The following is a 21,375-nucleotide window of genomic DNA, read 5'->3' as shown; positions in this document are numbered from 1 at the left end:
GTCGGTGAACGCCGCGGCGTCCGGGTGCGTCGTCTGGAAGACTCCGGAGGTATGGAAGCTCAGCGCAGACTGACGCTGGTCACGGCCGCCCCCGAGCGTTCGCGGGAGGAGCCGCTGGTGCGTGAGCTCTACGGACGGGTGCTCCGCGAGGCGCGCCGGGACCAGGACCGGAGCCTCGAGGACGTCGCTGCCGCCGTCGGCATGTCGAAGCAGTACCTCTCCGAGATCGAGCGCGGGAAGAAGGAGCCGTCCTCCGAAATGCTGCGCGCCGTGTGCGGCGCCCTCGGTCTCCCGGTCGAGCACCTGCTGTTCCGGTCCGGGCGCCGGCTCGGCGCGGCGAACCGGAACTCGGCGACCGGGAACCCGAACCGGCAGGTGCCCACCCTGCTCGCCGCCTAGTCTTCGCAGTCACTCCGCGACGAGCGTGTCGGCCAGGCCGTAGTCGATGGCCTCCTGAGCCGTGAAGATGCGGTCCCGGTCCGTGTCCCGGCGCAGGCGTTCGACGCTCTGCCCGGTGTGTTTGCTCAGAATCGCCTCGGTCTGCGAACGCACCCGCATGATCTCGGCGGCCTGCAGCGCCAGGTCGGAGATCGTGCCGTTGCCCTGCGTCGACGGCTGGTGCAGCAGCACCCGGGAATGCGCCAGGACGTGGCGGTGGCCCGTGGTTCCCGCTGCCAGGAGAACCGCCGCGGCGGAGGCGGCCTGCCCCATACAGTAGGTGGCGATGGTCGGGCGCAGGAACTGCATCGTGTCGTAGATGGCGAGCATCGCGGTCGTGGAACCACCGGGAGAGTTGATGTACAGCCCGATCTCCTGATCGGAACTGTCCGCCTGCAGGTGCAGCAGCTGTGCCATCACGACATTGGCGACGCCGTCGTCGATCTCCGTGCCCAGGAAGACGATCCGCTCGTTCAGCAATCGGCTGAAGATGTCGAACGACCGCTCGCCTGCCGGGGTGCGTTCGATGACGTGGGGAATGGTGTATTGGGACATGGCTTCACAATCCAATTCTCGGGGCGGTGGTGTGCGGGGCGATCTCCGCGAACGAGGACACGACACGGTCGACGATCCCGTAGTCGCGGGCCTCGTCCGCGGTGAACCACCGATCCCGGTCGCTGTCCTCGGCGATCTGCTCGACCGGATGCCCCGTCTCCGCGGCCAGGATCTCCTGCGACTGTCGCTTCATCCGTTCGAGGCTCTCGGCCTGGATGGCGATGTCGACGGCGGTGCCTCCGATTCCTGCCGAGGGCTGGTGCATCATGATGCGGCTGTGCGCCAGGCTGATCCGCTTGCCGTGGGTTCCCGAGCACAGCAGCACCTGGCCCATGCTGGCGGCGAAACCCATGGCCACGGTCACCACGTCGTTGGGGACGAGTTTCATCGTGTCGTAGATCGCCAGGCCGGCGAAGACGGAACCACCCGGCGAATTGATGTACAGCACGATGTCGCGTTTGGGGTCGGCGGCCGCGAGCAGCACCAGTTCGGAGCAGGCCCGCTCGGCCATGGCGTCGTCGACCTCGCCGGTGAGGAGGATCGTGCGCTGGCGAAACAGTCTGTCCGCCAACAGGTCGCGGTAGTTCAGGTCGGGTAGCGCGGCTGTGGTCATGTCTTCATTACTACCGCCGCGCCGGTGCCGGGCCGTCCATTGTCTGCTGTGGGCGGACGACAGTGAATGGGGTGTTCGTGAATCGAGGTGACCGTGAGGAGTCCGGCGGGTGAACGACCCACCACGCGCGGGTGAACTGTAAGAACAGACCGCTCGGACAGTGGAATCGGGCTCGCTTGTGGGCGGAGCCGCTGGTTAGGGTGCCCTCATGCACGTTCTGTTCGTCTGTAGCGGAAACGTCTGCCGCTCGCCGATCGCAGAGCGTCTGACGCGCGCGTACGCGCTGGCCCACGATCTGCCGCATCTCACCGCGGAGAGCGCCGGCGTCCGCGCCCTCGTGGGCTTTCCGATCGAACCCGTCGCCGCCCGCGTCATCGAGGGCCTCGGTGCGAGCGCCGACGGCTTCCGGGCGCGCCGCCTGCATCCCGAGATGATCAAACGCGCCGACCTCGTCCTGGCGATGACCGAGCAGATCCGTGACCGTTCGATGGAACTGCTCCTCGGGACGAGCCACTGCACGTTCACCCTGCGGGAGGCACGCAGGATCGCCGCCGCAACGGGGGCCCGCACCGTCGCCGAACTCGCGGTCGCCCGCCGGGACTACGGGACGGTCGAGGAGCCGAACATCAGCGACCCGGTGGGTCTGGCCGAGTCGGCGTTCACCGAGGTGGGCGACCGGATCGCCGCCGAGTTGATACCGCTGCTCGACGCGCTCGACCTGGGCAGCGGTACGACGTGGTCGCCGGAACCGGAAGCCGAACCGGATCCCCGACCCGAACCCGAGCCGCCGCTTCCCCCGGTCGTCCACCTGCCGCTGTCGCCCAGGCCACTGATCGCGGCGCGGGCGGCGTCGTCGATCCTCGACTATCCGGTCAGCTGGACGCGCTGAACTGGTAATCGGCGAATCTCTCGTCCACCTGCTCGGCCGTCAGCCCGAACTCCTCGAGCGTGTACTTGTGCGAGGGGCGGCGGTCGCCGCTGCGGCTCTCGGCGTGCATCGCCTCCATCGCCGCCCGGGCGGGCCCACCGAGATCGAGCCCGAAGTGCGTGTAGACCCCCTCGACGGTGCCGAGCGGATCGGCCACGAAATCCCGGTAGTCGACGTCGACGAACTGGGCGGGGTCGTGCCGGGCGCGGGCCGCGGTGAACTGTTCGAGCCCCCGGGCCCACAGTTCGAGCTGGCTCTCGCCGATGACGCTGCCCCGGAACTTTTCCGACCACCCTTCCGTCGCCTGTTCCGCGAGGCTGCACACCGACGGGACGATCGTGCGCGGCGGCCGGTGGGTCTGGACGATCAGCGCGTCCGGGTAGACCGCGAGCAACTCGTCGAGCGCGAACAGGTGACTGGGGTTCTTGAGCACCCAGCGGCGGTCCCGGTCGGGCAGTCCGATCAGCTGCAGGTTCTTCTTGTGCCGCTGATAGGCGTTGGTCCAGTCCTGATGTTCGAGCCAGCGGGAATACGTCGGGAGCGACGCCAGGCACTCGTAGGAGATCGACTTGAACGTCTGCCGCAGCAGTTGCCAGCACTCCTCGACCTCGCTCGCCGACATGTAGTGCACGCCCATGAACTCGGGGCGTTCGATGTGGTGTCGGCTGAAGCCCTCCTCGATCTTCTGGAACACCGGATTCGATTCCCACGTCTCACGCGGCGGCCGGGGTTGCGGCATCTCGGTCAGCCACATCTCCAGCCCTTGATGCGACGGGTCTGCGGTGAGCAACCGGTGCAGCGCGGTCGTCCCCGTGCGGGGGAGGCCGGTCACGAAGATGGGCCGCTCGATCCGCACGTCCGCATGCTCGGGGTTCTGCTTCCACGCCGCCTCGCTCAGCAGCCGGGCCACCAGAGCGCCGCGGAGGAACACCCGGGACGCCTTGCTGCCGAGCGGTGTCAGTTGCTCGTCGGTGTGATACGAATCCAGCAGGACGCCGAGGGCTTCGGTGTAGTCGTCCACACCGAAGTCGGTGAGACCGGTCAGCCGGGTGGCCGAGGCGTGCAGGTCCTCGACCGTGCCGACCGTAGTGCGCTCGCTCATGATGCTCCGGTCCTGTTCGCTAGTGGTGGAATTCGCCGCAGTTGACGTCGAGGCACTGGCCGGTCACGCCGCTCGCCAACGGGGAGGCCAGGAAGATCACCGCGTCGGCGACCTCCTCGGTCGTGGGGAGCCTCTTCAGATCGGTGTTCGCGGCGGTGTGCTCGTAGATCTGCTCGACGGTCGTCCCGTACTTCTCGGCCTGGTGCGTGAAATACTGCTTCAACGTGTCTCCCCAGATGTAGCCGGGAGCAACGGAGTTGACGCGGATGCCCTGTGGTCCCAGTTCCGTGGCGAGCGACTGCGACGTCGCGAGCAGGGCGGATTTGGCCATCTTGTAGCTGCCGTACCGTTCCTGGGAATGCCGCAGCACCATCGAGTTGATGTTCACCACCGCGCCGTTCGCCTCGGCGAGTGCCGGAGTGAACAGCTGGGTCAGCCGCAACGCCCCGAGCACGGTCAGCTCGAAACTGCTGCGGATGTGGTCGAACTCCGTGCGGGCCAGCGGTTTCATCGACGGAACCGAGAATGCGTTGTTGATCAGCACGTCGACCATGCCGTACGCGTCGACGGCCGCGGACACCAGGTTCTCGGCCGAGGCCTGATCCGTGATGTCGGTCGGGACGGTCACCGCGCGCCGGCCGACGGCGATGATCTCCTTGGCCACTTCGTCGAGGCGCGACGCTGTCCGGGCGGCCAGCACCACGTCGGCGCCGGCGGCTGCGCAGCGGACGGCGAGGGTACGGCCCAGGGCCGGTCCGACGCCGGAGATGACGACGACCTTGTCCTGTAGCAGCTGTGGAGTAGTCATGGCGGTCATCCCAGCATCCGGTCGGCCACCGCGGCTTGGCGTGCGGCGATGCGTGCAGCGAAGTCCTCGGGGGAGATCTTGTTGGAGTCGTAGTACGGCAGTGTTCGGTGGATCTCGTCGAACTTCACGACCTCGACCCGCGGACCGTCGTCCGGGGTCAGTTCGCGGGAGACGCGCTGCCAGCGGAACTGCAGGTAGCCGCGGAGGTGCCCGACGGTGGCGATCCAGTTCGTGATGCCGGGATTGCGCTCGCACACGACGAGACGGATGTGGTCGTCGGGATCCACCTGCGACTGCGCGACGTTCAGCGACGTCTGGTGGTTGACGTAGTCGAGGGAGATGTACCACATGCTGCCGAGCTGAAAACCCTGGTAGGGCACGTCGGCTTTGGGGACGGTGATGACGACGGCTTCGTCCTCGGCGAGTTCGTAGTGCCCGACGGACGAGTACTGGGTGGCGAGACCGCCCGGAGTGAGCCGCGGCTCGGTCATCGTGTTCACCGGCAGGTTCAGGTAGAACCACTCCGGGAATTGCAGCCACGTCTTCACCCGCGCGACGAGGGCCTTGCCCGCACGCGCGTACCGCTTTTCGACGGTCTCGCGGGTGAGCGGACCCGGGGCGGTGCCGACCGTATCTGCCCTGGCGATGCGAATGGTGCCGCGCCGCTGACCCCACTCGCTGTACACCTCCCGGACCACCAGTTGCGACGAACCCGGCGCGAGGGTGAAGTAGTTGCGCCTGCCCGCGCTCTCATCCGGGCCGAACCGCACCTCGAACGATCCGTCGGGCGCGATGTCGATCTCGCGGTCGTCGAATGCGGTGACGCTGCCGGGAACGTGTGTGGCCGTGTAGTTTCCGCTCAGCACCTGGAAGCTGAGGTCCGCCGTGGTGCCGCGCAGGCCGGTGACCACGTATTCGACGTCGTCGTCGATCCGCGCGCCGAAGTAGAGGGTGTCCGGGTTGTCGAGGCCCATCTTCATGTACGGGCCGGTGCCCGAGATGAACGTCGGGTGCGACCGTTCGGTGGCCCAGGCCGCGTGTGTCGTGGCGAGGATGCCGCCTGCGAGGTACTGGTAGCCCTCCAGTAGGTCCTGTTCGGTGCGGATGTGGGGGGCGCTCTCGATCAGTTTCTCGGCCTCGGCCATGGCGTCGGCGAATGGGTCGGTCAGCACACCGTGCTCCTCACGAGGGGGTGGTACAAATATGTACCTGCGTGGTAGAACATTGATGAACCGACAATAGAACGTGTTCTAAGGAGTGGTCAATGGGGCGCGAGGACGAGATGCCCGACCGGGCGCACGGCCGGCGGTCGCCGCCGACCGAACGGGTGGTGCAGGTGCTCGACTTCCTGGTGGCCCGCAAGGAACACCGATTCGGGCTGTCCGAGTTGGCCCGGCAACTCGACATCAGCAAGCCGACGTGCCTGGGGATCCTCACCGAACTGGCCCGCGGCGGCTACCTCGTCCGTGATCCGGCGACGAAGACGTACGGCCTCGGACCCGCGCTCATCGCGGCGGGCCGCGCGGCCCAGCAGGGGTTCGCGGCCGGACCGGTGGCGCGCAGGCATCTCGTCGTGCTCAGTGACGAGTTCCGGACCACGTGCACGGCGTCGGCGGTGGTCGGCGACCGCATCGCCGTCCTCGAGCTGACCAGTCCGCCGGGGATGCGCGCGGCCGCCAAGGTGGGGGAGATGTACCCGTTCGCGCCGCCCGTCGGGTTGATGTACGTGCTGTGGGACGGCGACGACGCCTTGCAGTCGTGGCTGCGGCGTGAGCCCACACTGCCGGTTCGTCTCGACCGGGAACGGTTGCGCATCGTGGTGGAGGAGTGCTCGCGCACCGGGTATCTCGTGGAGACGCTCACCCCGGTCGGGCAGCGCCTGCACACGCTCATGGCCGGGGTCGCCGCGCACGACCTGCCGCCCGAGTTGCGCGACGTGCTCGGCGAGATGGTGTCCAGCCTGGGGGAGCGGGTGTACCTGGACGCCGAGCGCGCGGACCCCGCGTCGCCGCACCCCGTCAGCCTCATCGCGGCGCCGACGTACGACGCCGAGGGTCACCAGGCCATGGTCCTCACGCTCTACGTGGGTGCCGAACTCGCGCCGTCCGAGATCGCGCGGCGGGGCAAGGCCCTCGCCGCGGCCGCGGACGCGATCACGACGGAGGTGGGTGGCCGCCGGCCGCGGTGACGAGGGGCGGGCATTGACCGCAATCTGAAACACGTTCTATTCTCGGAGGTGCAATTATTTTCGACCGGGCTGGTCCAAATATGGAACAGTGACCGGTAAGGCACTCGCGACGAGGAGTCGCCCATGACCGCACCGCCCGTGTACGAGTTGTCCCACCTCGGCGCGCTCGAAGCCGAAGCCGTGCACATCTTCCGAGAAGTGGCCGCCACATTCGAGCGACCGGTCCTGCTGTTCTCCGGCGGCAAGGACTCGGTGGTGATGCTCCACGTGGCCGCCAAGGCGTTCTGGCCCGCGCCTCTCCCGTTCGCTGTCATGCACGTCGACACCGGGCACAACTTCGACGAGGTCCTCGATTTCCGCGACCGGACCGTCGACCGCCTCGGCCTGCGGATGGTGGTGTCCAGCGTGCAGGACGACATCGATGCCGGTCGCGTCAGCGAGGATTCGGGGCCGCGGGCCAGCCGCAACCGGCTCCAGACCACGGCGCTGTTGCGCGGCATCCGCGACCACGGGTTCGACGCCGTCTTCGGCGGCGCCCGGCGCGACGAGGAGAAGGCCCGCGCGAAGGAGCGGGTGTTCAGCTTCCGGGACGAGTTCGGGCAGTGGGATCCGCGGGCGCAGCGCCCGGAACTGTGGAGCCTGTACAACGGCAGGCACCGCACGGGGGAGCACATCCGGGTGTTCCCGCTGTCCAACTGGACCGAACTCGACATCTGGCAGTACATCGGCGAGGAGGGGATCGAGCTCCCGTCCCTGTACTACGCGCACCGCAGGGAGGTCGTGCCCCGCGACGGAATGCTGTTGGCGCACACCCGGTTCCTGACTCTGCTCCCCGGTGACGAACCGTACGAGGCCCTCGTCCGCTTCCGGACCGTCGGCGACGCCACATGCACCGGCTGCGTCGAATCGTCGGCAACCAGCCCCGCGGCCGTCGTCACCGAGGTCGCCGCGAGCAGGCTGACCGAGCGCGGGGCGACCCGGGCGGACGACCGGATCTCCGAGGCCGGCATGGAAGACCGCAAGAAGGAAGGGTACTTCTGATGCCGCAGTTACTCCGGGTCGCGACCGCGGGCAGCGTCGACGACGGCAAGTCCACCCTCATCGGCCGGCTGCTCTACGACTCCAAGGCGATCTTCGAGGATCAGCTCGAGGCGGTCGAGCGCACCAGCCGCGAACGGGGCGACGAACACGCGAACCTGGCTCTGCTCACCGACGGCCTGCGCGCCGAACGCGAGCAGGGCATCACCATCGACGTCGCGCACCGCTATTTCGCCACACCGCACCGCAAGTTCATCATCGCCGACACCCCGGGCCACGAGCAGTACACCCGGAACATGGTGACCGGCGCGTCGACCGCCGACCTGGCCCTGATCCTCGTCGACGCCCGTAAGGGGATCCTCGAGCAGACCCGTCGGCACGCCTTCATCGCCAGCCTTCTCGGAATTCCGCACCTCGTGCTGTGCGTCAACAAGATGGATCTCGTCGGGTGGTCCGAGGAACGGTTCGAGGAGATCAAGGAGGAATTCCGGCAGTTCGCGATCAAACTCGAGGTCCACGACCTCACGTTCATCCCGGTGTCGGCACTGCGCGGCGACAACATCGCGCAACGTACCGCCAACATGCCCTGGTACGAGGGGGCGTCGCTGCTGCACTACCTCGAGCAGGTGCACGTGGCGTCCGACCGCAACCTGATCGACGCGCGGTTCCCGGTGCAGTACGTGGTCCGGCCGCAGCGCCAGACCGATTCGGTGTTGCACGATTTCCGCGGCTACGCGGGGACGGTCGCCAGCGGGGTGTTCAAGCCGGGCGACGAGGTGGTGGCGCTGCCGTCGGGATTCACATCCACCGTCAGTGCCATCTGGGGTCCCGGCGGAACCCGCCTCGACGAGGCGTTCGCCTCGTCGGCGGTGTGCGTGCAACTCGCCGACCAGTTGGACGTGAGCCGTGGAGACGTGTTGTGCCGTCCCAACAACCGCCCGCTCGTCGGGCAGGAACTCGACGCGATGATCTGCTGGTTCAGTGAACAGTCGGCGCTGACACCGGATGCCCGGTACACGCTGCTGCACACCACCCGTGCCACCAGGGCGTCGATCGCGCGGCTCGACTACCGGCTGGACGTGAACACCCTGCACCGCGACGAGTCCGCGCAGTCGCTGTCGCTCAACGAGATCGGCCGTGTGCAGCTGAGAACCTCGCAGCCGCTGATGTTCGACCCGTACCGCCGCAACCACGTGACGGGCAGTTTCATCCTCGTCGACGAGTCGACCCACAACACGGTCGCCGCCGGCATGATCACCGGGCCGACGCTGTCGCGGTCGAAGGTGGTGTGGCACGCGGCGGCCGTGTCGCGGGAGGAACGGGCGACACGCGGCCGCACCGTCTGGCTGACCGGACTGTCGGCGTCGGGAAAGTCGACGGTCGCGGTGGAACTCGAGCGCCGCCTGGTCGCGTCCGGGGTGCCCGCCTACCGGCTCGACGGCGACAATCTGCGGCACGGCCTCAACGCCGACCTCGGGTTCAGCGCGCAGGACCGCGCCGAGAACGTGCGCCGCGTCGGCGCCGTCGCGCAACTGCTGGCCGACTCGGGGGTGGTCGCGATCGCATCGCTGATCAGCCCGTACCGCGAGGACCGGGACCGGGTCCGGGAACAGCACCGGGCTGCCGGGCTCGACTTCGTCGAGGTGTTCGTCGACACGCCGGTGGACCAGTGCGAGGCGCGCGACCCCAAGGGCATGTACGCGAAGGCCCGCGCCGGGGAGATCACGGGATTCACCGGGGTCGACGACCCGTACGAGGCGCCCGAGAACGCCGAACTCGTGCTCCGGCCCGAGGACGGCACGCCGACCGAACAAGCCGCGAGAATTATGGAATTGTTGACACGTGATCACTGACGCACGACTCGCGGCCGACATCGCCTCCGGTGCCGGCGCCCTGCTGCTGGACATCCGCACCGCGGGACTGGGATCGGCCGACGGTCGTGAACTCGGCAGGCGCGGCGACATCGCCGCCGATGCGTTCATCCTCGGCAAACTCGCGGCGGAGCGACCCGAAGACGCGATCCTCTCCGAGGAGTCGGCCGACGACCGGTCCCGGCTGGAGCGGTCGCGGGTGTGGATCATCGACCCTCTCGACGGTTCCAAGGAGTACGGACTACCCGGGCACTCGGACTGGGCGGTGCACGTCGCGCTGTGGGAACGCGGTCGCGGCATCACGGCGGCCGCGGTCGCGCAACCGGCACTGGGCGCCGTGTACGCCAGCGACGACGACAGTCACGCGGTCCATGCCGAACAGCTGCCTGCCCGCCCGCGGATCGTCGTGTCCGCCAGCAGGCCGCCCGCGTTCGTCGACGCCGTCGCGACGGACATCGGTGCCGAGGTCTCCACCATGGGTTCGGCGGGCGCGAAGGCGATGGCGGTGCTCCGCGGAGACGTCGACGCGTACATCCACGCGGGCGGGCAGTGGGAATGGGATTCCGCGGCCCCTGTCGGCGTCGCCGTGGCCGCGGGCCTGCACTGCTCGCGGATCGACGGAACCCCGTTGGACTACAACGAATCCCACCCCTACCTACCGGACCTGCTGATCTGCCGGCCGGAACTCGCCGCGCCCCTGCTTGCGGCGATCGCGAAACATGCCACCGACACGGCCGACAGCGGACGCGTCGCGATGGCAAGGACATACATCGACGCACTGGTCAGTCACGACGCCACCAAGGTGCGTCTCGCGGACAACGCGTGGCGGGTGGAGAACGGGCAGCACACGGGCGAATCGGGGGCGTTCATCCGGGACGAGCTCGAGAACGGACTGCAGTACCAGGCCATCCAGGCCGTGCGCGAACTCTCCTTCCACGAATGGGGCGACAACGTGGTGGCCCGGTTCGTGCTCGACCTCGGGGCGACACCCACCGAGGTGACGTCGGTCCGGATCACGGAGCATTTCGACATCCCGGCCGGGGCGATCCAGTCCGTCATGGCCATCATCGAACCGGTCGCGATCGAGAGGGAGAACCGATGACACCGGACCAGCTGGTCACCCAATTCTGCGCCGAGTGGATCGAGCCCGATCCGGCGAAGATCGCCGAATATTTCGCGGAAGACGCTGTTTATCACAACATTCCGATGGAACCCGTCACCGGGCGTGACGCGATCCGCGAGTTCATCGCCGGCTTCATCGCAGCCTTCGGCGGCATCGACTTCCGGGTGCACCGGCAGGTCACCGACGGCGGCCAGAGCCCCAACGCCGAGGAGTCGAGCGGGGTGGTGATGAATGAGCGGATCGACGTGTTCACCCTCAACGGCATTGTCGTCGAACTGCCGGTCGTCGGCGTCTTCGAGATCACCGGCGGCAAGATCACCACGTGGCGCGACTACTTCGACATGGCGCCGATCCAGGCCGCGGCCGGTGGTGGTGACTCACCGCAGTGAATGTTGACGTCAGGTTCAAGTTGGCCCTACGCTGAGCCCTGGGGGTATGACGACGGTCGCACCCGGAGAGGCGAATGGCATGTCGCGCCCGCGAACCGCACCCACACCACCGGTCACCGCCCGGGGCGTCCGCACCCGTGATCGCCTCGTCGCCGCGGCCCGGGTGGTGTTCGAGCGCGAGGGATACCTCGACGCCCGCCTCGTCGACATCAGCAAAGAGGCCGGACTCTCGACCGGCTCCTTCTACACCTACTTCGCCGGCAAGGAGGAAGTGTTCGCGGCGGTCGTGGAGGTGACGCAGAACGACCTGCTGCATCCCGGGATGGGGCGGGTCGAGGACGAGGACGACGTGCACGCGGTCGTAGAGGCGAGCATCCGAGCATACCTGCACGCGTGCCGCCGGAATGCACGTCTGCTGGCCCTGCTCGAGCAGGTCGCGCACGTCGACCCCGCATTCCGTGACCTGGAGCGCTCGCGGGACGAGACGTTCTACCTGCGCAACGCGCGGGCGATCGCCGATCTGCAGGCTCGGGGTCTCGCCGACGCGTCGCTCGACCCGATGCTGACGTCGAAGGCGTTGTCCGCCATGGTCGGGAGAATGGCCTACGGTTATTTCGTCGGACCGCCGAGCGAGCGGCGAACACTCTCGTTCGACGAACTGAACGCCGGGCTCGCACGGATGTGGACGAACGCTCTGCGCGTCCCCGACCGGGGCTGAGGGCCGTCAGTAGCCGGGCGCGTGGAGGATGCGCAGAACGAGATCGGCGTTGATGTCACCCAGTTCCTCCGGCGTGAATTCGCCGTCGGGGCTGTACCAGCGGCAGATGTCCACCGCGAGGGACATGATCGCCAGAACGGCGACGCGGGGGTCGGGAATGAGGAACACACCCTGATCGAGCCCGTTCTGCACCTCGCGCATCGCGGCGACCCGGATCTGGAGCCGGGTCTCGGCCACCGTCTCGCGGTGTTCGGTACTGAGATGCCTGCTCTCGTACTGGGCGATGCGCGCCCGCCGAAAATTCCGGGCGTGCATGATGCTGAACTCGCGGACCAGTGCCCGGACGCGATCGACCGGGTCGGTGAACGGCGCGACCGCGCTGAGCACCAGCGCGAGGGCGCGTTCGTTCGACCGGCGGACCAGTTGGAAGAGCAGATCCTCCTTGGACGGAAAGTGCACGTACATCGCGGACGGGCTCATTCCGGCCGTGGTGGAGATGTCCCGCGTGCGCGTGGCTTCGAAACCCTTGTCGGAGAACAGCGTCGTCGCCGCGCGGAGCAGGCGCTCCTCGGATGTGAGCGGACCGGGGCCCGGCTCCTCGGTCGCGAACACGTCATCTCGCAGTTCGGTCATGGGTGGTCCTCTCCGCCGCATCGAGCTTCGTCCGCACCGGCGGGATTCGGCAAGGTCAATCTCCTCGAGTGATTGACATCACACCGCTATTCAAACACACTAAGCAAGCGCTCACTGACTTGAAGTTGGCGTCATGTTCTGAAAAATCGCGATCCCACATCCACCCGTAGACCTATCTCGAGGAGTGATCGGATGACATCATCCGCGGTGCAGCCGAGCAAGGACGCGGCCGGCGACACGGCCGTCTCACGCACGCGTGCACATCGGAAACTGCTTGCGGCGGGACTGGTCGGCAGCTCGATCGAGTGGTACGACTTCTTCCTGTACGGAACCGCTGCGGCACTGGTCTTTCCCCACGTCTTCTTCCCCGGCTCGTCGGCGTTGGTGGGCACCCTGCTCTCGTTCAGCACCTTCTGGGCAGGCTTCGTCGCCCGCCCGCTGGGCGGCCTGGTCGCCGGTCACTTCGGCGACAAGTACGGCCGCAAACCGGCGGTCGTGACCTGCCTGCTGTTCATGGGGCTGGCGACGTTCCTGATCGGCTGCCTTCCCGGTGCCGCGACCATCGGTGTCGCGGCCCCGATCCTGCTGGTGGTCCTGCGATTCGTCCAGGGCCTCGCGTGCGGCGGCCAGTGGGGTGGCATCGTGCTGCTGCTGACCGAATCGGCCAGTCCCAAGCGCCGGGGGTTCTCCGGCACCTTCGGGCAGATGGGTGTCTCGTTCGGTGTCCTGCTCGGCAATCTCGTGTTCCTCGGCGCCACCGCGGCGATCTCGAACGAGGCGTTCCTCAGCTGGGGCTGGCGGATCCCGTTCTTCGCCAGCGCACTGCTGTTCCCGGTCGTGCTCTACATCCAGACCAAGGTCGAGGACACCCCCGAGTTCCGGGACCTGCAGGAACAGGCGCAGAAGAAGAACGAGACCGTCGTCCGCGCACCGCTGACCCAGGCGATCAGGGAACACTGGCGCAAGATCCTGCTCGGCTGCGGACTGCTCGCGGCCACCAACTCGCTGTTCTACATCTCCATCGCCGGGGTGCTCAGTTACGGCACCGCGGAACTGGGAATGAAGCGCAACGACCTGCTCGCGATCTCCCTGCTCAGCGCGGCGCTCACGGTCGGTGTGGTGCTGTGGTCCGGGCACATGTCCGACAAGATCGGGCGCAGGCCGATGATCCTGATCGGCGCGGCGATGATCATCGTGTGGGCGTTCCCGTACTTCTGGCTGATCAACACCCGGAACCTGGTGCTGTTCTTCATTGCCGTCACGGTCGGCAGCGTCTTCCAGTCCATGACGTACGGGCCGATCGCCGCGTACATGGGTGAGTTGTTCGCTCCCAACGTCCGGTATTCCGCCGCCTCGCTGGCGTATCAGCTGGCGGCGATCACGGTGAGCGGCGGCACCCCGTTCATCATGACCGCGCTGATCGCCAAGACCGGGACCACCACGTTCGTCGCCGTCTTCGTTGCGCTGATGGGGCTGGTGACGTTCCTCTGCGCGTGGAAGCTCCGCGAGACCAACACCGCCGAGGTCCGCAGCGATCCCGTCGCCGTACCCGGCGCCCAGTTCTACTAGACGGCCGCCCCTTTTCGCGACGATGCCCACCGCCGGATCTCGGCGGTGGGCATCGTCGTCACCTCGCGCTCAGCTGATCTTCAGCACCAGCTTGCCGGTGTTGGCGCCGTCGAACAGCAGGTTGAGGGTGCGGCCGAACGCCTCGACGCCTCCGGTCTCGACCTGTTCGCGGGTCACGATCTCGCCGGCGCGGATCCACTCCGACATCGCCTCCATGCCCTCGGGGAACCGGTCGAGGTAGTCGAACACGATGAACCCGGTCATCGACGCACGGTTGACCAGTAGCGACAGGTACCGGGACGGCCCGGGCTGCGGGTCGGTGGCGTTGTATCCGGAGATCGCGCCGCACAGCGCGACCCGGGCGTTCTTGCGGAGCCGGGCCAGCGCGGCGTCGAGGATCTCCCCGCCGACATTGTCGAAGTAGAGGTCGATCCCTTCCGGCGCCGCGGCGCGCAGCGCCTTCCCGACCGATTCGGACTTGTAGTCGATCGCCGCGTCGAAACCCAGATCCTCGGTCAGCCACGCGCACTTCTCGGGGCCGCCGGCGATGCCGATCACCGTGGCGCCCTTCAGCTTGGCGATCTGCCCGGCGATGCTCCCGACCGCTCCCGCCGCCCCCGAGATGAGCACGGTGTCGCCCTTCTCCAGCCTGCCGACGTCGGTGAGACCGAAATAGGCGGTCATGCCGGGAAAGCCGAGCGCGCCCAGCCACGTCGGTGCCGGGGCGAGCGACTCGTCGACGGCGAGCGCGCCGCGGCCGTCGGAGAGCGCGTACTCCTGCACGCCGAACTGCCCGGACACGAGCTGTCCTTCGGGGAACTTCGCGTTCTTCGACGCCACCACCCGGCCGACGGCGTGAGTGCGCATCACCTCGCCGATCGCGACCGGCGGCACGTACGACTTCACGTCGTCGAGCCACCCGCGCATCGCCGGGTCGAGGGACACGTAGTCCACCTTCACGGTGAATTCGCCGTCCGAGGGTTCGGGTATCGGTTCCGACGTGATCTCCCAGGTGGAGTCGTCGGGACGGCCGACCGGACGCTTCGCCAGCCGGACCTGCCTGTTCACGGTTGTCACGGTGTTCACCTTTCGGGTGCTTCTGCGGTCAGTGCGTCGTTTCTCAATGCGGTTCTGTCGATCGACCGTTTGAGGATCTTTCCGGTCGACCCCTTGGGGAGGGAGTCGACGATCGCGACGATCCGGGGAATCTTGTATGCGGACAGCCGTTCCCGGGCCCAGCCGGTCAGTTGGGCGCCGTCCAGCCCGGAACCGGGGACAGTGGCCACGACCGCAGCCACCTCCTCGCCGTAGTGATCGTCGGGGACGCCCACGACGGCGGCCTCGAGGATGTCGGGGTGCGTGTACAGGACCTCCTCGATCTCACTCGGGTACACGTTGTAGCCGCCCCGGATGATGAGATCCTTCACCCGATCGACGATGCGCAGATCCCCGTCCGCATCGATCTCGCCCAGGTCCCCGGTGCGCAGCCAGCCGTCCGGGTCCAGGACGGCGGCGGTGTCGGACGGCCGGTTCCAATAGCCCTTCATCACCGTCGCACCCTTCACGAACACCTCGCCGACGGTCCCGGGCGGGCAGGCGAGCCCGTCGTGGTCCCGCACCTCGACCGCAAGCCGGGGCACCGCGCGACCCGTGTAGCCGATCTTCCCGCCGCGGTCGATGTCGTTGAACGTGCCGAACGCGGTGGTCTCGGTGAGCCCGTAGCCCTCGAGGATGGTGCATCCGAAGCGAGACTCGAATTCGCGGGCCACCTCGCCCGGAAGTGATGCGCCCCCGGAGATGGCGATGCGCAGTTGCGTGAAGTCCTGCGAGTCGGTGCCGTCCGCGGCATGCAGCATGGCGTTCCACATCGTCGGCACACCGGCCATGATCGTCAGGCGGTCCCGGCGGAGCAGGGCGAGCATCGCCGCCGGATCGAATCGGGCCAGCAGCGTCAGCGACCCACCGCCGGTGAACGTCGCCATCATGACCGAGGCCTGGCCGAACACGTGGAACAGGGGAAGTCCGGTGCCGGTCCGGTCTTCGCTCGAACCGCGACTGCATTCGGCGCCGATCTCGCCGCCGGACAGCAGGTTCCCCACCGTCAGCTCCGCGCCCTTCGGCCGCCCGGTGGTGCCGGACGTGTAGAGGATGGCGGCGGTGTCGTCGCGGTCCCGCTCGGCGACGGGAACAGGCTCGGTGTCCGGCGACGCACTGTCGGGGGTGAGCGTCCAGACGGGGATGTGCAGTGCGGCGGCCGCGTCGGCGATCGCGGGCCCGAGTTCGTGCCACACGATGGCGAGTGCGGCGCCGGCATCGGTGAGGACGTACTCGGTCTCGGGCCGGGTCGACATCGTGTTCACCGGCACCACGACGCACCCAGCCGCCTGAATGCCCAGGTACGCGACCACGAACTCGGGCACCGAGGGTGCGGCCAGAAGGACTCGGTCGCCGGGGGACAGGCCCGCTTCGTTGAGTGCTCCCGCGCACCGGGTGCTCGCGGCGCGCAACTGCCCGTAGGTCAGGGTGCTGTCCGCACCTCGCAGCGCGATGTTGTCGGGAGTGGCGTCGGCGTGGCGGGACACCGGATCGAGCACATTCGCCCGTGAGTAGTTGTCAACCGCGGGCGGTTCACAAGTGCTCACGGCTGCTGGCCGGCCTCGACGACGCGGGCGACGGATTCGGACACGACCACCGGTTTGTCGGAGCCCTCGCGCTCGACCACCTGGGACATGGTCACCTGGATGCCGCCCCCGACCTGTTCCGCGGATTGGATGGTGGCCCGCATCCGGATGCGTGAACCCACCGGCACCGGCGCGGGGAAGCGGACCTTGTTGTAGCCGTAGTTCAGGCTGTGGGCGAAACCGTCGAAGCGCAGCAGGGTCGCCGACAGGGCCGGTCCGAGGGACAGGCTGTAGAGGCCGTGCGCGATGGTGCCGCCGAGCGGGCTGGCGGCGGCGCGCTCGGTATCGATGTGGATCCACTGGTGGTCGCCGGTGGCGTCCGCGAAGGCGTTGACGCGTTCCTGGGTGACGTCGTGCCAGTCGGTGGGGCCCAGCTCCTCGCCGATCAACGCCGTGAGCTCGTCGAAGCTCGCGGGGCGAACGGGCAGTGCGGTGGTGTCGGTCATCTGTCTCCCTCGATTCCGGGTGGTGCAGGGCCTGGATGTGTCACGTTGGCTGCATCGGAAGTCGGGTGTTCTCGGACTCCAACACTTGAACTTGACGACGGATTCAACTATACAAAAGAGAGACGCGAGTCACAACGCACGGCGAAGGAGAGGACACCTCGTGAAGGTTGCACAGAAAGTCGCCATCGTGACCGGCGGTGGCGGCGGAATCGGCGGGGCGATCGCACACCGTCTCGCCGAACAGGGCGCCAAGGTGCTGGTCGCCGATCTCGACCCGGACGCAGCCGCCGCCGTCGCGGACGGCATCAACGCCCGCCACCCGGGATCCGCCGTCGCCGACGGTGGCGACGTCGCGGACACCGATCAGATCCGGCGCATCATCGACCGCGCGGAGACCGAGTTCGGGCCGGTCGATCTCTACTTCGCCAACGCCGGCATCGCGGGAGCGCCCGGCCTCGACGCCGGCGACGCCGACTGGGACCTCGCGTTCGACGTCAACGTCCGCGCCCACATCCGCGCCGCCCGGCAACTCGTGCCGAAGTGGATCGCGCGCGGCGAGGGCTACTTCGTGTCGACCGCCTCCGCGGCCGGCCTCCTCACCCAGATCGGCTCGGCGACCTACGCGGTCACCAAACACGCGGCCGTCTCGTTCGCCGAATGGCTGTCGGTCACATACGGGGACGACGGGGTTCGCGTCAGCTGCCTCTGCCCGATGGGAGTCGAGACGAAGTTGATGCGCTCCGGCGAGAACTCCGGTGACCCCCTCGGCGTCGCTGCCACGAAGGCCGTCGTCTCGGCGGGGGAGGTGCTGCAGCCCGGGCAGGTCGCCGACATCGTGCTCGACGCCGTGGACCGGGAGACGTTCCTGATCCTGCCCCACGAGAGCGTCCTCACCATGTACCGGCAGAAGGGGTCCGACTACGACCGCTGGCTGCGCGGAATGCGCCGCTACCAGAGTTCGCTGCTGGAGCACGCGTGACCGGCGAGCCTGCAGACCTGGTCCTCGCCGAGCGGCGCGGACCGGTCCTGGTGCTGACGTTCAACCGGCCCGGCAAGCTGAACGCCTGGACCGACGACCTCGAGGACCGCTACTTCACGCTGCTCGTCGACGCCGCGGTCGGGGCCGATCTCGTCGAGGGCGTCCAGAGCCACCTCGACAAGCGCACACCCGTGTTTCCCTCACTACCCGTCAGGAGTTCTCATGTCCCTGTTTGACATTTCCGCACGCGCCCAGCAGTTGCAGGTCGATCTGCGGGGGTTCATGGATTCGCACGTGTATCCGGCGGAGGCGGTGTACGAGGAGCAGATGCGGGAGTCGGGGGATCCGCATTTCCAGCCGCCGGTTCTGGAGGAGCTCAAGGTGGAGGCGCGGCGCCGGGGTTTGTGGAATCTGTTCCATCCACACCCGGGTACGGGTGCCGGGTTGACGAACCTCGAGTACGCGCCGTTGGCGGAGATCATGGGGCGCAGCCATATCGCGTCGGAGGCGTGCAACTGCAATGCGCCGGACACGGGCAACATGGAGGTACTGGAGCTGTTCGGCACGGCCGAGCACAAGGAGAAGTACCTGAAGCCGTTGCTGGAGGGGACGATGGCGTCGGCGTTCGCGATGACCGAACCCGCGGTGGCGAGTTCGGACGCGACCAACGTGGAGTTGTCGATGGTCCGTGACGGCGACGAATATGTGCTGAACGGCCGAAAGTGGTTCGCGTCGAACGCGTTGCACCGCAACTGCAAGGTGCTGATCGTGATGGGCAAGACGGATCCGTCGGCGGCGCCGCACCGGCAGCAGTCGATGATGGTGGTGCCGATCGATGCGCCCGGGGTGACGGTGATGCGGGGGCTGCCGGTGTTCGGGTATCAGGACCGCGAGGGGCACGCGGAGATCGATTTCGCGGATGTGCGGGTGCCGGTGACGGACGTGCTGAAGGGCGAGGGCGAGGGATTCGCGATCTCCCAGGCCCGGCTGGGGCCGGGCCGGATCCACCACTGCATGCGGGCGATCGGGATGGCGGAGCGGGCACTGGAATTGATGTGCCGCCGGGCGTCGTCGCGGGTGACGTTCGGGAAGCCGGTCAGTGAGAACGCGAACATCCAGGACTGGATCGCGGAGGCGCGCATCGAGATCGAGATGATCCGGTTGCTGACGCTGAAGGCGGCGTATCTGATGGACACGGTGGGGAACAAGGAGGCGCGGACGGAGATCGCGGCGATCAAGGTGGCGGCTCCGAACATTGCGCTGAAGATCGTGGACCGGGCGATTCAGGTGCACGGCGGCGCGGGCGTCACCGACGACTTCCCCCTCGCCATGGCCTGGGCGCACCTGCGCACGCTGCGCCTGGCCGACGGTCCCGACGAGGTCCACAAGCGCGCCATCGCGCGGCAGGAACTGCGGCAGTACCGCGACACCGCCCACGCTTCCACCAACGGACACAAGGTTGCGGTGAGCTGACATGGCCGGACTCGACCTCACCGGACGCACCGCGATCGTCACCGGCGCCTCGCGGGGCATCGGGCTGGCCGTCGCCCGGGCCCTCGTGGCCGCCGGCGCCGACGTGGTGCTCACCTCACGCTCCCAGGAATCGGCCGACGCCGCCGCGGCGCAGGTCGGGGGTACCGCGATCGGCGTCGCCGCGCACGCCGTCGACGAGGAGGCCGCCCGGCGGTGCGTCGACACCACCGTCGAACGCTTCGGCAGCCTGGACATCCTGGTCAACAACGCGGGAACCAACCCCGCCTTCGGACCGGTCATCGACCAGGACCACGCACGGTTCGCCAAGACCTTCGACGTGAACCTGTGGGCGCCGGTGCTGTGGACCGGCCTGGCCACCAAGGCGTGGATGGGCGAGCACGGCGGCGCCGTGGTCAACACCGCGTCCATCGGCGGCATGGCGTTCGAGGCGAACATCGGCCTGTACAACGCGTCGAAGGCCGCGTTGATCCACCTCACCAAGCAACTGGCACTGGAACTCTCACCGAACGTGCGGGTCAACGCCGTCGCTCCCGGTGTGGTGCGGACCAAGCTGGCCGAGGCGCTGTGGAAGGACCACGAGCAGGCCGTGTCGGCGTCCACGGCGCTGGGGCGGATCGGCGAACCCGAGGACATCGCGTCCGCGGTCGCGTTCCTCGTCTCCGATGCCGCGAGCTGGATCACCGGCGAAACCATGGCGATCGACGGCGGGCAACTGCTCGGCGACGCAATCCCGTTCCGGCAGGGGGCCCAGCTCGGTGTCTAGCGTGGACGTCGTCGGCATCGACACCGAGGCCGTGAGCCGCTGGATCGGCACGCTCGGCATCGACACTGCCGGACCGCTGACCTTCGACCGGATCGGCCTAGGCCAGTCGAACCTCACCTACCTGGTCCAGGACCGGGCGGGTGGCAGATGGGTGCTCCGGCGCCCACCCCTCGGGCACCTGCTCGCGTCGGCCCACGACGTCGCCCGCGAGGCGCGGATCCTCTCCGCCCTCGAGGACACCGCGGTGCCCACCCCGCGGGTGTTCGGGCTCACCGACGACCCGGAGGTCACCGAGGTACCGCTGCTGCTGATGGAGTTCGTCGACGGCCAGGTCGTCGACCGCATGTCGGTCGCGGAATCCCTGACGCCGGAACGTCGCCGGGCGATCGGCCTGTCGCTGCCGCGGACGCTGGCGAAGATCCATGCGGTGGACCTCGAGAGCACCGGGTTGACCGACCTGGCCAGCCACAAGCCGTACGCGCAGCGTCAGCTCAAGCGGTGGTCGGGTCAGTGGGAGAAGTCGAAGACCCGCGAGCTGCCCGCTCTCGACGACCTGACCAGGCGGCTCACCGACTCGGTGCCGGAACAGCGGGAACTGACGCTCGTGCACGGCGACTTCCACCTGCGCAACGTCATCACCTCCCACGAGACCGGGGCGGTGACCGCCGCCCTGGACTGGGAATTGTGCACGCTGGGCGAACCGCTTGCCGACGTCGGCAGCCTGCTCGCCTACTGGCCGGAGCCCGGCGAGACCACCGGCGGCGACTTCCCGGCATCCACCCTCGACGGTTTCCCGGACCGGGCGGAGATCGCCGGGGTGTACCTCGACGAGACCGGACGCGACCCGAAGGCCCTGGCGTTCTGGCACGTCCTCGGCCTGTGGAAGGTGGCGGTCATCGCGGAGGGCGTCATGCGCCGTGCCCGGGACGAACCGCAGAACAAGGCGGCCGCGGGAACCCCGACCGTCGAGCGTATCGACGACCTCGTGGCCAAGGCGTGCGACATCGCCGCCCGGGCCGGAATCTGACCGAAGGACTGA

22 protein-coding genes and 1 pseudogene are annotated in these 21,375 nt (G+C 68.1%); 14 read left to right on the top strand and 9 right to left on the bottom strand.

What is annotated here, in order from left to right:
- Nucleotides 1-51 precede the first annotated feature (51 nt).
- Complete coding sequence (locus tag ACFU5V_RS36800; RefSeq protein WP_206012811.1) at nucleotides 52-399, top strand: helix-turn-helix domain-containing protein; 348 nt, start codon at nucleotides 52-54, stop codon at nucleotides 397-399.
- Nucleotides 400-408: 9 nt separating this feature from the next.
- On the opposite strand, the gene ACFU5V_RS36795 is transcribed toward ACFU5V_RS36800, so the two are convergent.
- Together ACFU5V_RS36795 and ACFU5V_RS36790 are read right to left on the bottom strand one after the other, a co-directional pair.
- Nucleotides 409-993 carry an ATP-dependent Clp protease proteolytic subunit gene (locus ACFU5V_RS36795; RefSeq protein WP_378705615.1) on the bottom strand — a complete coding sequence of 195 codons (585 nt, stop codon included), beginning with the start codon at nucleotides 991-993 and terminating at the stop codon, nucleotides 409-411.
- Nucleotides 994-997: 4 nt separating this feature from the next.
- Nucleotides 998-1,606 carry a ClpP family protease gene (locus ACFU5V_RS36790; protein ID WP_005568279.1) on the bottom strand — a complete coding sequence of 203 codons (609 nt, stop codon included), beginning with the start codon at nucleotides 1,604-1,606 and terminating at the stop codon, nucleotides 998-1,000.
- 208 nt (nucleotides 1,607-1,814) lie between these two features.
- On the opposite strand from ACFU5V_RS36790, the gene ACFU5V_RS36785 reads away from it, so the two are divergent.
- Nucleotides 1,815-2,495 (top strand): low molecular weight phosphatase family protein, encoded by a 681-nt coding sequence (locus tag ACFU5V_RS36785; RefSeq protein WP_378705613.1) that lies wholly within the window; start codon nucleotides 1,815-1,817, stop codon nucleotides 2,493-2,495.
- Here ACFU5V_RS36785 and ACFU5V_RS36780 read toward each other — a convergent pair.
- Genes ACFU5V_RS36780 through ACFU5V_RS36770 form a run of 3 tightly spaced genes read right to left on the bottom strand, consistent with a single transcriptional unit; the run spans nucleotide 2,479 to nucleotide 5,616 of the window.
- Nucleotides 2,479-3,636, bottom strand: coding sequence for a sulfotransferase family protein (locus tag ACFU5V_RS36780; protein WP_378705610.1), 1,158 nt, complete (start codon nucleotides 3,634-3,636; stop codon nucleotides 2,479-2,481). The genes ACFU5V_RS36785 and ACFU5V_RS36780 overlap by 17 nt on opposite strands.
- A 19-nt stretch (nucleotides 3,637-3,655) precedes the next feature.
- Nucleotides 3,656-4,453 (bottom strand): SDR family oxidoreductase, encoded by a 798-nt coding sequence (locus ACFU5V_RS36775; protein ID WP_378705607.1) that lies wholly within the window; start codon nucleotides 4,451-4,453, stop codon nucleotides 3,656-3,658.
- Complete coding sequence (locus tag ACFU5V_RS36770) at nucleotides 4,450-5,616, bottom strand: hypothetical protein (RefSeq protein ID WP_378437702.1); 1,167 nt, start codon at nucleotides 5,614-5,616, stop codon at nucleotides 4,450-4,452. Before ACFU5V_RS36770 ends, ACFU5V_RS36775 begins: the two co-directional genes overlap by 4 nt.
- Nucleotides 5,617-5,708: 92 nt before the next feature.
- Between ACFU5V_RS36770 and ACFU5V_RS36765 the strand changes: the two genes are divergently transcribed.
- The 6 genes from ACFU5V_RS36765 (at nucleotide 5,709) to ACFU5V_RS36740 (ending at nucleotide 11,771) form a co-directional block, all read left to right on the top strand.
- Complete coding sequence (locus ACFU5V_RS36765; RefSeq protein WP_378437704.1) at nucleotides 5,709-6,632, top strand: helix-turn-helix domain-containing protein; 924 nt, start codon at nucleotides 5,709-5,711, stop codon at nucleotides 6,630-6,632.
- A gap of 123 nt (nucleotides 6,633-6,755) precedes the next feature.
- On the top strand, nucleotides 6,756-7,673 hold the full coding sequence (gene cysD, locus ACFU5V_RS36760; protein WP_378705605.1) for a sulfate adenylyltransferase subunit CysD: 918 nt from the start codon (nucleotides 6,756-6,758) through the stop codon (nucleotides 7,671-7,673).
- Nucleotides 7,673-9,523 carry an adenylyl-sulfate kinase gene (gene cysC, locus ACFU5V_RS36755; protein WP_378705602.1) on the top strand — a complete coding sequence of 617 codons (1,851 nt, stop codon included), beginning with the start codon at nucleotides 7,673-7,675 and terminating at the stop codon, nucleotides 9,521-9,523. The genes cysD and cysC overlap by 1 nt, the downstream gene beginning before the upstream one ends.
- Nucleotides 9,513-10,643: a 3'(2'),5'-bisphosphate nucleotidase CysQ gene (locus tag ACFU5V_RS36750; RefSeq protein WP_378437710.1), complete on the top strand. Its 1,131-nt coding sequence runs from the start codon at nucleotides 9,513-9,515 to the stop codon at nucleotides 10,641-10,643. Before cysC ends, ACFU5V_RS36750 begins: the two co-directional genes overlap by 11 nt.
- Nucleotides 10,640-11,053 (top strand): nuclear transport factor 2 family protein, encoded by a 414-nt coding sequence (locus ACFU5V_RS36745; RefSeq protein WP_378437712.1) that lies wholly within the window; start codon nucleotides 10,640-10,642, stop codon nucleotides 11,051-11,053. Before ACFU5V_RS36750 ends, ACFU5V_RS36745 begins: the two co-directional genes overlap by 4 nt.
- Before the next feature lie 79 nt (nucleotides 11,054-11,132).
- A complete protein-coding gene (locus tag ACFU5V_RS36740) occupies nucleotides 11,133-11,771 on the top strand; it encodes a TetR/AcrR family transcriptional regulator (protein WP_378437714.1) in 639 nt (212 codons plus the stop codon).
- 6 nt (nucleotides 11,772-11,777) lie between these two features.
- Here the strand turns inward: ACFU5V_RS36740 and ACFU5V_RS36735 are convergent, their stop codons facing one another.
- Complete coding sequence (locus ACFU5V_RS36735) at nucleotides 11,778-12,404, bottom strand: TetR/AcrR family transcriptional regulator (RefSeq protein ID WP_378437716.1); 627 nt, start codon at nucleotides 12,402-12,404, stop codon at nucleotides 11,778-11,780.
- 192 nt (nucleotides 12,405-12,596) lie between these two features.
- On the opposite strand from ACFU5V_RS36735, the gene ACFU5V_RS36730 reads away from it, so the two are divergent.
- A complete protein-coding gene (locus ACFU5V_RS36730) occupies nucleotides 12,597-13,973 on the top strand; it encodes an MFS transporter (RefSeq protein ID WP_378705599.1) in 1,377 nt (458 codons plus the stop codon).
- A gap of 69 nt (nucleotides 13,974-14,042) precedes the next feature.
- Here the strand turns inward: ACFU5V_RS36730 and ACFU5V_RS36725 are convergent, their stop codons facing one another.
- From ACFU5V_RS36725 to ACFU5V_RS36715, 3 genes are read right to left on the bottom strand one after another with little or no spacing between them, the layout of a single operon-like run.
- Complete coding sequence (locus ACFU5V_RS36725; RefSeq protein WP_378705597.1) at nucleotides 14,043-15,050, bottom strand: NADP-dependent oxidoreductase; 1,008 nt, start codon at nucleotides 15,048-15,050, stop codon at nucleotides 14,043-14,045.
- Between the two features lie 5 nt (nucleotides 15,051-15,055).
- Complete coding sequence (locus tag ACFU5V_RS36720; protein WP_378705594.1) at nucleotides 15,056-16,615, bottom strand: AMP-binding protein; 1,560 nt, start codon at nucleotides 16,613-16,615, stop codon at nucleotides 15,056-15,058.
- Nucleotides 16,612-17,100 (bottom strand): MaoC family dehydratase, encoded by a 489-nt coding sequence (locus ACFU5V_RS36715; RefSeq protein WP_378705591.1) that lies wholly within the window; start codon nucleotides 17,098-17,100, stop codon nucleotides 16,612-16,614. Before ACFU5V_RS36715 ends, ACFU5V_RS36720 begins: the two co-directional genes overlap by 4 nt.
- A gap of 160 nt (nucleotides 17,101-17,260) precedes the next feature.
- Here ACFU5V_RS36715 and ACFU5V_RS36710 point away from each other — a divergent pair, with 160 nt between their 5' ends.
- The 5 genes and pseudogenes from ACFU5V_RS36710 (at nucleotide 17,261) to ACFU5V_RS36690 (ending at nucleotide 21,363) form a co-directional block, all read left to right on the top strand.
- The gene (locus tag ACFU5V_RS36710; RefSeq protein WP_378438510.1) at nucleotides 17,261-18,079 is read left to right on the top strand and encodes an SDR family oxidoreductase; all 819 of its coding nucleotides are present in this window, start codon (nucleotides 17,261-17,263) and stop codon (nucleotides 18,077-18,079) included.
- Nucleotides 18,076-18,231, top strand: a pseudogene (locus ACFU5V_RS36705) (enoyl-CoA hydratase); the annotation flags it as partial. The gene ACFU5V_RS36710 and the pseudogene ACFU5V_RS36705, both read left to right, overlap by 4 nt.
- Before the next feature lie 70 nt (nucleotides 18,232-18,301).
- The gene (locus ACFU5V_RS36700; protein ID WP_378438508.1) at nucleotides 18,302-19,552 is read left to right on the top strand and encodes an acyl-CoA dehydrogenase family protein; all 1,251 of its coding nucleotides are present in this window, start codon (nucleotides 18,302-18,304) and stop codon (nucleotides 19,550-19,552) included.
- 1 nt (nucleotide 19,553) lies between these two features.
- Nucleotides 19,554-20,336, top strand: a complete 783-nt coding sequence (locus ACFU5V_RS36695) for an SDR family oxidoreductase (RefSeq protein ID WP_378705588.1) — start codon at nucleotides 19,554-19,556, stop codon at nucleotides 20,334-20,336.
- On the top strand, nucleotides 20,329-21,363 hold the full coding sequence (locus ACFU5V_RS36690) for a phosphotransferase family protein (protein ID WP_378705585.1): 1,035 nt from the start codon (nucleotides 20,329-20,331) through the stop codon (nucleotides 21,361-21,363). Before ACFU5V_RS36695 ends, ACFU5V_RS36690 begins: the two co-directional genes overlap by 8 nt.
- Nucleotides 21,364-21,375 lie beyond the last annotated feature (12 nt).

It is taken from the genome of Rhodococcus sp. NPDC057529, assembly GCF_042802055.1.
GTDB lineage: Bacteria > Actinomycetota > Actinomycetes > Mycobacteriales > Mycobacteriaceae > Rhodococcus_F.
The sequence above is the reverse complement of the archived record's forward strand: the minus strand, read 5'-3'. Positions and strand labels throughout refer to the sequence as shown.

Excerpts from the sequence above, each read along its gene's own strand:
- ACFU5V_RS36800 (WP_206012811.1), top strand. The coding sequence starts at position 52 with ATGGAAGCTCAGCGCAGACTGACGCTGGTCACGGCCGCCCCCGAGCGT.
- ACFU5V_RS36795 (WP_378705615.1), bottom strand. The coding sequence starts at position 993 with ATGTCCCAATACACCATTCCCCACGTCATCGAACGCACCCCGGCAGGC.
- ACFU5V_RS36790 (WP_005568279.1), bottom strand. The coding sequence starts at position 1,606 with ATGACCACAGCCGCGCTACCCGACCTGAACTACCGCGACCTGTTGGCG.
- ACFU5V_RS36785 (WP_378705613.1), top strand. The coding sequence starts at position 1,815 with ATGCACGTTCTGTTCGTCTGTAGCGGAAACGTCTGCCGCTCGCCGATC.
- ACFU5V_RS36780 (WP_378705610.1), bottom strand. The coding sequence starts at position 3,636 with ATGAGCGAGCGCACTACGGTCGGCACGGTCGAGGACCTGCACGCCTCG.
- ACFU5V_RS36775 (WP_378705607.1), bottom strand. The coding sequence starts at position 4,453 with ATGACCGCCATGACTACTCCACAGCTGCTACAGGACAAGGTCGTCGTC.
- ACFU5V_RS36765 (WP_378437704.1), top strand. The coding sequence starts at position 5,709 with ATGGGGCGCGAGGACGAGATGCCCGACCGGGCGCACGGCCGGCGGTCG.
- cysD (WP_378705605.1), top strand. The coding sequence starts at position 6,756 with ATGACCGCACCGCCCGTGTACGAGTTGTCCCACCTCGGCGCGCTCGAA.
- cysC (WP_378705602.1), top strand. The coding sequence starts at position 7,673 with ATGCCGCAGTTACTCCGGGTCGCGACCGCGGGCAGCGTCGACGACGGC.
- ACFU5V_RS36745 (WP_378437712.1), top strand. The coding sequence starts at position 10,640 with ATGACACCGGACCAGCTGGTCACCCAATTCTGCGCCGAGTGGATCGAG.
- ACFU5V_RS36740 (WP_378437714.1), top strand. The coding sequence starts at position 11,133 with ATGTCGCGCCCGCGAACCGCACCCACACCACCGGTCACCGCCCGGGGC.
- ACFU5V_RS36735 (WP_378437716.1), bottom strand. The coding sequence starts at position 12,404 with ATGACCGAACTGCGAGATGACGTGTTCGCGACCGAGGAGCCGGGCCCC.
- ACFU5V_RS36730 (WP_378705599.1), top strand. The coding sequence starts at position 12,597 with ATGACATCATCCGCGGTGCAGCCGAGCAAGGACGCGGCCGGCGACACG.
- ACFU5V_RS36715 (WP_378705591.1), bottom strand. The coding sequence starts at position 17,100 with ATGACCGACACCACCGCACTGCCCGTTCGCCCCGCGAGCTTCGACGAG.
- ACFU5V_RS36700 (WP_378438508.1), top strand. The coding sequence starts at position 18,302 with ATGTCCCTGTTTGACATTTCCGCACGCGCCCAGCAGTTGCAGGTCGAT.
- ACFU5V_RS36695 (WP_378705588.1), top strand. The coding sequence starts at position 19,554 with ATGGCCGGACTCGACCTCACCGGACGCACCGCGATCGTCACCGGCGCC.